General features: G+C 62.2%; 11 protein-coding genes and 1 rRNA gene. 7 read left to right on the top strand and 5 right to left on the bottom strand.

What is annotated here, in order from left to right; translation table 11 throughout:
- A 5S ribosomal RNA gene (gene rrf / locus AB3X94_RS16415) occupies nt 1–103 on the top strand; the annotation flags it as partial.
- Between the two features lie 143 nt (nt 104–246).
- Here rrf and AB3X94_RS16410 read toward each other — a convergent pair.
- On the bottom strand, nt 247–1,170 hold the full coding sequence (locus tag AB3X94_RS16410) for an SDR family oxidoreductase (RefSeq protein WP_176109095.1): 924 nt from the start codon (nt 1,168–1,170) through the stop codon (nt 247–249).
- Nucleotides 1,171–1,181: 11 nt separating this feature from the next.
- Nucleotides 1,182–1,385: a heavy-metal-associated domain-containing protein gene (locus tag AB3X94_RS16405; RefSeq protein WP_176109094.1), complete on the bottom strand. Its 204-nt coding sequence runs from the start codon at nt 1,383–1,385 to the stop codon at nt 1,182–1,184.
- A gap of 133 nt (nt 1,386–1,518) precedes the next feature.
- On the opposite strand from AB3X94_RS16405, the gene cueR reads away from it, so the two are divergent.
- From cueR to AB3X94_RS16385, 4 genes are all read left to right on the top strand, one after another.
- Nucleotides 1,519–1,941, top strand: coding sequence for a Cu(I)-responsive transcriptional regulator (gene cueR, locus AB3X94_RS16400; RefSeq protein ID WP_176109093.1), 423 nt, complete (start codon nt 1,519–1,521; stop codon nt 1,939–1,941).
- 303 nt (nt 1,942–2,244) lie between these two features.
- Entirely contained in the window at nt 2,245–2,391 is a 147-nt protein-coding gene (locus AB3X94_RS16395; RefSeq protein ID WP_013088978.1) for a DUF3563 family protein, read from the top strand.
- Nucleotides 2,392–2,637: 246 nt separating this feature from the next.
- Nucleotides 2,638–2,988, top strand: a complete 351-nt coding sequence (locus AB3X94_RS16390; RefSeq protein WP_368612088.1) for a hypothetical protein — start codon at nt 2,638–2,640, stop codon at nt 2,986–2,988.
- A 221-nt stretch (nt 2,989–3,209) separates the two neighbouring features.
- Nucleotides 3,210–4,250 carry an ABC transporter substrate-binding protein gene (locus AB3X94_RS16385; RefSeq protein ID WP_368593201.1) on the top strand — a complete coding sequence of 347 codons (1,041 nt, stop codon included), beginning with the start codon at nt 3,210–3,212 and terminating at the stop codon, nt 4,248–4,250.
- A 78-nt stretch (nt 4,251–4,328) separates the two neighbouring features.
- Here the strand turns inward: AB3X94_RS16385 and AB3X94_RS16380 are convergent, their stop codons facing one another.
- A complete protein-coding gene (locus AB3X94_RS16380) occupies nt 4,329–5,174 on the bottom strand; it encodes a 23S rRNA (adenine(2030)-N(6))-methyltransferase RlmJ (RefSeq protein ID WP_368612087.1) in 846 nt (281 codons plus the stop codon).
- A 119-nt stretch (nt 5,175–5,293) separates the two neighbouring features.
- Nucleotides 5,294–6,265: an aldo/keto reductase gene (locus AB3X94_RS16375; RefSeq protein WP_176109090.1), complete on the bottom strand. Its 972-nt coding sequence runs from the start codon at nt 6,263–6,265 to the stop codon at nt 5,294–5,296.
- Nucleotides 6,266–6,499: 234 nt separating this feature from the next.
- Here AB3X94_RS16375 and AB3X94_RS16370 point away from each other — a divergent pair, with 234 nt between their 5' ends.
- Both AB3X94_RS16370 and AB3X94_RS16365 read left to right on the top strand, forming a co-directional pair.
- Nucleotides 6,500–7,297 (top strand): 3-hydroxybutyrate dehydrogenase, encoded by a 798-nt coding sequence (locus AB3X94_RS16370; RefSeq protein ID WP_176109089.1) that lies wholly within the window; start codon nt 6,500–6,502, stop codon nt 7,295–7,297.
- A gap of 10 nt (nt 7,298–7,307) precedes the next feature.
- Nucleotides 7,308–8,540, top strand: coding sequence for a patatin-like phospholipase family protein (locus AB3X94_RS16365; RefSeq protein WP_176109088.1), 1,233 nt, complete (start codon nt 7,308–7,310; stop codon nt 8,538–8,540).
- A 162-nt stretch (nt 8,541–8,702) separates the two neighbouring features.
- Here the strand turns inward: AB3X94_RS16365 and AB3X94_RS16360 are convergent, their stop codons facing one another.
- Nucleotides 8,703–9,902, bottom strand: a complete 1,200-nt coding sequence (locus AB3X94_RS16360; protein ID WP_176109087.1) for an amino acid aminotransferase — start codon at nt 9,900–9,902, stop codon at nt 8,703–8,705.
- Between the last annotated feature and the right edge of the window lie 276 nt (nt 9,903–10,178).

The raw sequence follows: 10,178 nt of genomic DNA, 5'->3' as shown, positions 1-10,178 counted from the left end.
TAGCGAGTCGGTCCCACCCCTTCCCATCCCGAACAGGACCGTGAAACGACTCCACGCCGATGATAGTGCGGATTGCCCGTGTGAAAGTAGGTAATCGTCAGGCTCCCCCAAAGCCAGAAACCCCACCGCCCAGCGGTGGGGTTTTTGCGTTTACGCGGTCGATTCCGCGCGCTTCACTACTTTCCGATCCGCAGCGCATCCTCAAGCTCCTGCGTTGCCATTAGCGTCCGCACGCAAGCCGCAGGATCAAGCGGGAGTCGCCGTTCCCCGCCATGCAAACGCGGCTAGCACCTGCCGGATCGCCGTATCGAACGGTGTGCGTTGGCCGACTCCAAGTGCCTCCAGACGGCTCGATGCCAAATGGCAGTTGTGAGGGCGCGGCGTCGCATCGGTGGGTGTGTGCTGCGCCGTCAAATGCGTGCGGAGTTGCAATGCTTCTGCCAGGCGCACGGCGATTTCGTACTTGTTCATCGGTTCGTCGCCGGACCATTGCACGATGCCGGAGATCGTTTCGCCGCGCGCGTGTCGCTCGAGCATCTGTCGGATCACGACCGCGACATCGGGCGTGAACGTAGGATAGCGGATCGCCCAAGCGTCCATCTTGGCAGCCTGGCTGCCCGGCGCTGCTGACGCCGCGATCGCCGGCACAAGGCTAGTCACGGCTGACTCCGACCAACTCACAATCGGCCCATACAGCAGCGGCAGGCGCAGCACGCATCCGAGCTCGGCCGTTTCGATTAGCGCTCGCTCTCCCTCGAGCTTGCTCTGTCCATACGCGTTCAGTGGCGCGGGTGTGCTGTCGTGACGATAGGGCGGGTGCTTGCCGTCGAACACGTAGTCGGTCGAGATCGACAGCGTCCACGCGCCGCGTCGATTCGCCGCCCCGGCGATCATTCGCACGGCATCAACATTCAACGCACGAGCATGTGCCGGATCGCGCTCGCATACATCGGGTCGGCGCTCCGCCGCGGCAATCACGACGGCATCCGGTGCCACGTGGTCGATGAAACGCTCGACCGCAAGGCTATCGCGAATATCCAACGCGACCATCTGTGGAGACGGTCGGCTAAATGCTGTGGAGACGATGTGCCAATCGACCTGGCGCGCGAGTTCGTCGTTGAGCGCGCGCCCGAGCAGCCCGGAACCACCGATTACTGCAACCTTGAACATGCCCCGCACCCTTAGCGCAGAGACGTGGCCGTATATCCGGCTCGGTCAATCGCGGCCTTCAGCGCCTCGATCGCTTGTGTCGACTCCACGAGCACACGGCCGCTCGTGAGATCTACCTGAACCTGCGCGGCGGCGTCGTGCTCGCGAATCGCGTTCGTGACGGCAGCAACACAGTGCTGGCAGCTCATGCCTTCTACATGGAGTTCGATTGTCATTGCAAAGACCTCAGCGGAATCAGATCGCGGATAGCCGAATTATGCCTGCCGTTTCGTGTTTGGGTAGCTGACCTTCCCACGATGGGAAGGTGTAGGATCGCTTAGAGTTCATCCGCAACCTTGGGAAACAGTCATGAACATCGGCGAAGCGGCCCGCGCGTCGGGCGTTACAGCAAAAATGATCCGCTACTACGAAAGCGTCGGCCTTTTGTCCGCGAAGGCGCGCACGAGCGCTGGTTATCGCGTGTATGGCCCGCAGGAAGTGCACTCTCTTCGCTTCATCCGGCAGGCGCGCCGGCTCGGATTTCTGGTCGAGGATATCCGGCGACTCCTTGCTCTCTGGCACGACCGCTCGCGTGCAAGCGCCGAAGTAAAGCGGATCGCGCTCGAGCATGTCGCCGAACTCGATCGCCGCATCGCCGAGTTGACGGACATGCGCGACACCCTCGCGCATCTGGCCGATCATTGCAACGGCGATGACCGGCCAGATTGTCCGATTATTGAGCGACTAGCGGATACAGACCTTGTTTCGGGACAGGGTTGCCATCCGCTGTAGCCGGTGGGTCGAGGAGAGTCGCAACCTGGTCTGCCGATTCGCTTTGGGTCAAACAGATTGGCGCACCGGAAGTGTGCGTTGAAACTCAGAGCAAGGACGTCCGCGCCGAGCGGGCGGGTGAATCTCAATAAAATCAGCACCGCCAGCGCACCAATTAAGTGCATCATTCCAAATTGGAATGCACATCATGCGGGCATTTCACTGGTCAGGTTGCACCTGAGGGCTATAATGCGGGTTAACCCTTTTACGGGAAATCCCTGATGTCAAATCACCGGGGATTCGATCTGATCCTTGGAGAACGTCATGTTTGCATTCATTCTTGAGAAGCTGAGCACCTGGTTCGAAACCGCGGAACGTAGCCGTCGTGAGGCATACCTCGCATCGTCGTCGGATATCGTCCAGCTCGAACAGCGCATCCGTTCGCTCGAAACCAATGGCTATTCGCGCTAAGTTTCCGCTTTGAGTTTGACCTGGCGGCGCCTGCTTTTGCGCGGCCATTGCAGTACCAATGTCGAGCCCCGTCAAAGCGGGGCTTTGTCGTATCTGCACATCGAAAACCGCGTGCCTTCGGCGTTTTTCGAGTGATCGCCGCAAGAAGGCTGCTCATGGCGAATATCGACTAGCTTCGTAACGCGGGCCGCGGTAATGTAGGACGTTTTTCGCGCAAGACGGCATTCATAACCAATCGGGCTGCCTATGTCCTCCGTCCGTTCGCTGCAAACTTTCCGATCCATGATGGCCGCGGCCGCCACGGCAACCATCGCCACCCTCTGTGCCGCGTCGGACGCATATGCGGTGTCCGATTACGAGCGTCCTCCCGTGGTTCTCGATACGCTTGGCGGCATCAATGATGGCCAGAGCGGTACCGTACTGCTAAGCGCGCCGCCTGCGCCGGAGCCGATCGTCGCCGCGCCGCCGATCGCGGCACCGGTCGAGCTGCCTGCAGAATCGCCGCCGCCGTTCGTGGTCGCGCCTTATATCCAGTTGCCTGCGGGAGGTGGCGTGCGGCCGCGGGCGATGCCCCGACCGGTGCCGTTTCCGCAATAGGTAGCGACGGCGCGAAAGATCGTCGGCGACGCTTCTAACCCGTCTCGCTTCTCCCGAATACGCCGGCTTCGCTCGCCCCCGACAATCCCATTCGGGTTTGGGCGCATGGCGTCCGTGAAACCGTCCGACGACAATCGTTGCGCGCCTCGTCGCCGTGAGCTTCGATCCCGGCTGCGCGCCTGCGTCACCGCTTCGAACGGAAAACACAAGGAGACGTCATCATGCCCAATCACTGGATGCAGCGTGCGACGCGCGCCTGCCTGATCCTGCTCGCACTGGCTACGCTGCCCGGCGCCGGGTTCGCGAAGGACGCGCCGGAAATGCCGACACTGACGATGGCCGTCGGCGGCTTACCCGGCCTCTACTATTTGCCAGTCCTCGCCGCACAGCAGCTCGGCTACTTCAAGGACGAAGGGCTGAACGTCACGCTCGAAGATTTCGCGGGCGGCTCGAAGGCGCTCGAAGCGGTGGTGGGCGGCAGCGCCGAAGTCGGCGCGGGCGCGTTCGAGCACACGCTGTTCATGCAGGCGAAGGGGCAACACTATCGCGCGTTCGTGTTGATGGGCCGCGCACCGCAGATCGTGATCGGCGTGGTGAAGTCGAAGGCCGATCAGATCAAGTCGCTCGCGGACTTCAAAGGCGCGAAGGTCGGCGTGAGCGCGCCGGGTTCGTCGACGGATCTCGTGCTCACCGTCGCGTTGCGCAAGGCCGGCGTGCAGCGCAGCGACATTTCGGCGATCGGCGTCGGAAGCGGCGCCACAGTGCTGGCCGCGGTGGGCAGTGGGCAGATCGACGCGCTATCCAATGTCGATCCAATGATGACCAAGCTCACGCGTAGCGGCGCGATCAAGGTGCTGGTGGATACACGCACGGTCAAAGGCACGCAGGAGGTGTTCGGCGGTACGATGCCCGCCGCAACGCTTTATGCGCCCGAAAGCTTCATCCAGAAAAATCCGAAGACGACGCAGGCGCTGACCAACGCGATCGTGCGCGCGAATCATTGGCTGCAGACCGCGAGCGATGCGGATCTGCTGAAGATGGTGCCGCAAGCCTATCTGCTGGGCGACCCGACGCTTTATCTCGATGCCTTTCACAACGTGCGCGACGCGTACTCTCCGGACGGACTGATGCCCGCAGATGGGCCGGCGACGGCGCTGCGCGCGTTGTCGTCGTTCGACAGCCGGCTCGATCCGAAGAAGATCGATTTGAGTGCGACCTATACGAACCAATTCGCGAGCAAGGCGGCCGCGCAGTTGAAGTGAGCCCGAGCGCAGATCGGCTTGCGCGGGCAGGCAACTGCAGACCGCACGCGCAATGCGCTCACGTGCCGCATATCGCGTTCAATTGCCGCGATATTCGACCTTGAACGTCGCAGCCTTGTCCTCGCCGAGCATCTTGACGAGCCATGGCATCTGGTCCTTCAGCATCTTGGCGAGCGTATAGGGCGGGTTCAGGATGAACATGCCGCTACCGAACAGCCCATAGCCGTCTTCAGGCGGATTGCTGACGGTCAGGCTGACGTGCAGCCAGTTGTCCTTCTGCAATTGTTTCAGCTGATCGGGAAAACGCTGCGACTCGGGGCGCTTGACCTGTGGATACCAGACCGCATACGTGCCGGTCGGAAACCGCTTCAGACTTTCCTCGACGCAGCGCAGCGTGCGCCCGTAGTCGCGCTTGTCTTCATACGACGGGTCGAGCAGGATCAGCGCGCGGCGCGGCGCCGGCGGCAACAGCGCGAGAATGCCGTCGAAGCCGTCGCCCGCGTACAGCATCGCGCGGCGACCCGCGTCGCGAAAATTGTGGCGTAGCACATCGATTTCGGTGCTGTGCAATTCGAATAGCCGCATACGATCCTGCGCGCGCAACTGTCGCCACGCGAGATATGGCGAGCCCGGATAGAAATGCAGCTGGCCATCGGCATTGAGCGCGCTGACTTCGTCGACGTAGTCGGCGAACAGCGGCGGCAGATCGTTGCGGCCCCACAGTTTTGCGATACCCGTCTCGAACTCGCCGGTTTTCGTCGCGTAGCCTTCCTTCAGCGAGTAGACGCCGGCGCCCGCGTGCGTGTCGATATACCAGTAGGCCTTGTCCTTCTGGCCAAGGTAGAGCAGGAGCTGCAACACGACGGCGTGTTTCAGAACGTCGGCGTGATTGCCGGCATGAAAGGCGTGGCGGTAGCTGAGCATGATGAGAGGACGCTGAGAGAGCGCAGGCCGGCCCGACGGAGCCGGCGACGCGCGGTCGCGTATTGTACGCGACCGCGCGTGCCCGGTTACCCACTCAGTGCGTGGCGCTGCGCGCGCGATTACTCGTGCGCGTCGCCGATGATCTCCTCGATCCGCTGCTTGATCTCCGGCGTGATGCGCGTCGCCACCTCGGCGGACCGCATGTTTTCGCCGATCTGTTCGACGCGCGAGGCGCCCGTGATCACCGTGCTGACATTCGGATTCTTCAGAATCCACGCGATCGCGAGCTGACCGACCGTGCAGTCGAGTTCGTCGGCGACCGCGCCGAGCTGGCCGACCACGTTGTTCCGCGTCGGGTCGGTGAGCTGCTGACGCAGCCAGTCATAGCCCTGCAACTGCGCGCGACTGTCGGCGGGCACGCCGTCACGGTATTTGCCGGTGAGCAGGCCCGATGCCAGCGGACTCCACGTGGTCAGTCCGAGGCCGATGTCCTCGTAAAGCCGCTTGTATTCCCGCTCGACGCGTTTGCGGTGAAACAGGTTGTATTGCGGCTGCTCCATGACCGGCTTGTGCAGATGATGCCGCTCGGCGATTTCATATGCGGCGCGAATCTCGTCGGCGTTCCATTCCGAGGTGCCCCAGTACAGCGCCTTGCCGCGCGCGATCATGTCGCTCATTGCCCAGACCGTTTCCTCGACTGGCGTGTTCGGGTCGGGACGATGACAGAACACGAGATCGACGTAATCGAGTTGTAGGCGCTTCAACGACCCGTCGATCGCGTTCATCAGATACTTGCGGTTCAGCGTGTGGTACTGATTCGGCGCTTCGTTGAGTCCCCAGAAAAATTTCGTCGACACCACGTAACTGACGCGCGGCCACGCGAGTTCCTTCAACGCATGGCCCATGATTTCCTCGGATTTGCCGCCCGCATAAACTTCGGCGTTGTCGAAGAAATTGACGCCCGCGTCGCGCGCCGCGGCAAGCGATTCGCGCGCGGCGCGGTGATCCACCTGGTTGCCGTACGTGACCCATGAGCCGATCGACAACTCGCTCACTTGCAGGCCAGAGCGGCCCAGACGTCGATAATTCATGCATGTCTCCTGGTTGGTGATGCCACGGGAATGGAGCCGGATTCAGTCCGGAAGCGTTCAGTTTAAATAGATCCGGTTCGGCGTGCGTTTTACCTATGTCGTTCACAGGGTTCATGCACAATAGCAAAGTCAGCCGCCGCGCTGCATCCGCCGAACGGTCTATACCGTTTGGCCGACTTCTCCCGGCGCGCGGCTTCGTGGTCTCATTGCTCATCAACTGCATGGAGGTTCTGGATGTCGTCTCTGAACTCGAATCTGAACGGCAAGGTCGCCGTCGTCACTGGCGCCGCGAGTGGCATCGGCAAACAGATCGCGTTGACTCTGTCGGCCGCAGGTGCGGCGGTCGCGATCGCCGATCTGAACCAGGAGGGCGCGAACGCCGTTGCTGAAGAAATCAGAAAGGGCGGCGGTAAGGCAATCGGCGTGGCAATGGACGTGACGAGCGAAGACGCCGTCAACCAGGGTATCGACAAGGTCGCCGAGGAATTCGGCTCGATCGACATTCTCGTTTCCAACGCCGGCATCCAGATCGTCAATCCGATCGAAAACTATTCGTTCTCGGACTGGAAAAAGATGCAGGCCATTCACGTGGACGGCGCGTTCCTGACCACCAAGGCCGCGCTCAAGCACATGTACAAGGACAATCGCGGCGGAGTCGTGATCTACATGGGCTCGGTCCACTCGCATCTCGCCTCGCCGCTGAAGTCGGCGTACGTGACCGCGAAGCACGCTCTGCTGGGTCTGTCGCGCGTGCTCGCCAAGGAGGGCGCTGCGCATAACGTGCGTTCGCACGTCGTGTGTCCGGGCTTCGTGCGCACGCCGCTCGTCGACAAGCAGATTCCCGAGCAGGCGAAGGAATTCGGTATCAGCGAAGAGGAAGTGATCAAGCGCGTGATGCTGGGCGGTACCGTCGACGGTATCTTCACGACGGTCGAAGACGTCGCGCAGACCGTGCTGTTCCTGTCGACCTTCCCGAGCGCGGCGCTGACCGGCCAGTCGTTCGTCGTGAGCCACGGCTGGTATATGCACTAAGGGGCGGCCCATGGCGCAACGCAATCTGAAGCGGGCGCGCGTGGGCGTGTCCGGCGACGGGGAGGGTGCGGGTCCGGCGATTGCCGCCCGCTCGCGCCGGCACCTCCGGTTGCCCAGCTACGAAACCGTCGCGCTGATGCTGCAAGGCGGCGGCGCGCTCGGCGCCTATCAGGCCGGCGTCTTTCAGGGGCTTTACGAAGCCGGCATCGAACCGAACTGGATCGCGGGAATTTCGATCGGCGCGCTGAATACGGCGATCATTGCGGGCAATGCGCCGGAACGACGCGTCGAGCGTCTGCTGCAATTCTGGGAGACGATCTGCCAGCCGGCGTTCGGACCGCCGTTGCCGGCTCCGGTCGAACACGTGCTGTTCAATTCGAGCGAAGCGGTGCGCAAGGCATTTACGGCAGCGCAGGCGATGAGCGCGATCGTCGAAGGGCAAAAGGGCTTTTTCGTGCCGCGTTTTCCGCCGCCGTTGCCGACAGTGTCCGGCTCGCCGCAATTGGCGAGCTACTACGACACCACGCCGCTGAAGGCCACGCTCGAGTCGCTGTGCGATTTCGATCGGATCAATTCCGGGGAAATACGCGTGTCGGTGGGCGCGGTGAATTGCGGCACGGGCAACTTCGCGTACTTCGACAATACGCGCACCACGCTCAGGCCCGAGCATTTCATAGCGTCGGGCGCGTTGCCGCCGGGGTTCGCGGCCGTCGAGATAGACGGTCAGTTCTACTGGGACGGCGGCCTGATGTCGAATACGCCGCTCTACGAGGTGCTCCAGACCACACCGCGTCGCGATACGCTCGCGTTTCAGGTCGATTTATGGAGCGCGATCGGGCCGGTGCCGGACAACATCACCGACGTGCAGGGGCGCATGAAAGACATCCAGTATTCGAGCCGTACGCGTCTCGTGACCGACATGCTGCAGCGTTCGCAGCGTTTCCGTCACGTACTGCGCGAGGTGCTGGACCGTGTGCCCGAAGAGCAACGCGACGATCCGTGGTGCAAGCTGGCCGAAGATCTGTCGTGCTCGAAGCGCTACAACGTGATTCACCTGATCTACCGGCACAAGGAATACGAAGGACACTACAAGGACTTTCAATTCGGTCTGTCGACGATGCGCGAGCATTGGCGAAGCGGTCTCGAAGATATTGTCCGTTCGCTCGAACAGCCCGACTGGCTCGATATGCCGCAGAACGATGCCGGGTTCGTCACGCACGATATTCATCGGGACTCGCGCTGATTCTTCGCGGAGAAACCCGACGCCGCGCCGGCAAGGCCGAACGAACAGTCCGGCAGGTATAAAAAAACGGCGCCCTTTTCTGAAAAGGGCGCCGTTTCTACAGGCAGTTGCAGCGGCGAAGCTGCTGCACTGGCGCGGCAAACCTCCGCGCCGTGAATTGCCTTACTTGAGCACGTGAGCAATCGCGTTGGCGACGACGTCGAGGTTGCGCGTATTGAGCGCAGCCACGCAGATACGGCCGGTGCTGACCGCATAGATGCCGAACTCTTCGCGCAGACGATCCACTTGCGCAGCCGTCAGACCCGAGTACGAAAACATGCCGCGCTGTGCGTTCACGAAGCTGAAGTCACGATCGACGCCGCTTGCCTTCAGGCGCTCGACGAGACCATTGCGCATTGCGCGGATACGGTCGCGCATTTCGCCCAGTTCGCTTTCCCACGTCGCGCGCAGTTCCGGCGACGCGAGCACGGCCGCGACCACCGAGCCGCCGTGCGTCGGCGGGTTCGAGTAGTTGGTGCGGATCACGCGCTTCAGTTGCGACAGCACGCGCGCCGCTTCTTCCTTGCTCGAGGTGATGATCGACAGTGCGCCGACACGCTCGCCGTACAGCGAGAACGACTTCGAGAACGACGACGACACGAACACGTTCAGTTCCTGCGCCGCGAACAGACGCACGGCTGCCGCGTCCGCTTCGATGTTGTCGCCGAAACCCTGGTAGGCGATATCGAGGAACGGCACGAGATTGCGCGCCTTGACGACCTCGACGACCTGCTTCCACTGTTCGACGCTCAGGTCGACGCCGGTCGGGTTGTGGCAGCACGCGTGCAGCACGACGATCGTGCCCGCCGCATAGCTGTTCAGCGCACTCAGCATGCCGTCGAAGTTCACGCCGTGCGTCTGCGCGTCATAGTACGGATACGATTCGACGACGAAGCCCGCGCCTTCGAACAGCGCGCGATGGTTTTCCCAGCTCGGGTCGCTGATCGCGACCTTGCTGTTCGGATTCACGCGCTTCAGGAAGTCCGCGCCGATCTTCAGCGCCCCCGTGCCGCCCAGCGCCTGCGCCGTGACGACGCGGCCGGCCGCGATCAGCGGCGAGTCGTTGCCGAGCAGCAGCTTTTGCACGGCGGCATCGTAAGCGGCGATACCTTCGATCGGCAGATAGCCACGCGGCAGTGCGGCATCGACGCGGGCCTTTTCCGCCTCGCGCACGGCGCGCAGCAGCGGAATCTTGCCTTCTTCATTGAAGTAGACACCAACGCCGAGGTTGACCTTGGTGGCGCGCGTATCGGCGTTGAAAGCTTCGTTCAGGCCCAGAATCGGGTCGCGGGGAGCTAGTTCGACGGCGGAGAACAGAGACATGATGGGTGGGCAGCAGTAGTGAAAAGAGGGCGGCTTCGCGCGCGGGCGGCCTCATCTGGAGCGTCGGCGGCGTTTCGCGTGTGCGGCGTGAGTTCGACGAAACGCGAAAATCGGGGACGGCCTATGGACAGCGGCGAGCGAGCGCAACTTCGCATTGTAACGAATCCGGGCGCTTTTTTCGGACGCCCGGTTGGCCCAAGGGCAATTATTTGCTTGAAAAACAGGCACTGGGAGCCATGTGGCAGAAAGGAATTCGAGCGGACGGGGCGATTTCGA

It is taken from the genome of Paraburkholderia sp. BR10923 (assembly GCF_040948765.1).
GTDB lineage: Bacteria > Pseudomonadota > Gammaproteobacteria > Burkholderiales > Burkholderiaceae > Paraburkholderia > Paraburkholderia youngii.
This window is presented reverse-complemented; position numbering and strand designations above follow the sequence as displayed.

Coding starts and splice junctions, on each gene's coding strand:
- AB3X94_RS16410 (WP_176109095.1), bottom strand. CDS start 1,170: ATGTTCAAGGTTGCAGTAATCGGTGGTTCCGGGCTGCTCGGGCGCGCG.
- AB3X94_RS16405 (WP_176109094.1), bottom strand. CDS start 1,385: ATGACAATCGAACTCCATGTAGAAGGCATGAGCTGCCAGCACTGTGTT.
- cueR (WP_176109093.1), top strand. CDS start 1,519: ATGAACATCGGCGAAGCGGCCCGCGCGTCGGGCGTTACAGCAAAAATG.
- AB3X94_RS16395 (WP_013088978.1), top strand. CDS start 2,245: ATGTTTGCATTCATTCTTGAGAAGCTGAGCACCTGGTTCGAAACCGCG.
- AB3X94_RS16390 (WP_368612088.1), top strand. CDS start 2,638: ATGTCCTCCGTCCGTTCGCTGCAAACTTTCCGATCCATGATGGCCGCG.
- AB3X94_RS16385 (WP_368593201.1), top strand. CDS start 3,210: ATGCCCAATCACTGGATGCAGCGTGCGACGCGCGCCTGCCTGATCCTG.
- AB3X94_RS16380 (WP_368612087.1), bottom strand. CDS start 5,174: ATGCTCAGCTACCGCCACGCCTTTCATGCCGGCAATCACGCCGACGTT.
- AB3X94_RS16375 (WP_176109090.1), bottom strand. CDS start 6,265: ATGAATTATCGACGTCTGGGCCGCTCTGGCCTGCAAGTGAGCGAGTTG.
- AB3X94_RS16370 (WP_176109089.1), top strand. CDS start 6,500: ATGTCGTCTCTGAACTCGAATCTGAACGGCAAGGTCGCCGTCGTCACT.
- AB3X94_RS16365 (WP_176109088.1), top strand. CDS start 7,308: ATGGCGCAACGCAATCTGAAGCGGGCGCGCGTGGGCGTGTCCGGCGAC.
- AB3X94_RS16360 (WP_176109087.1), bottom strand. CDS start 9,902: ATGTCTCTGTTCTCCGCCGTCGAACTAGCTCCCCGCGACCCGATTCTG.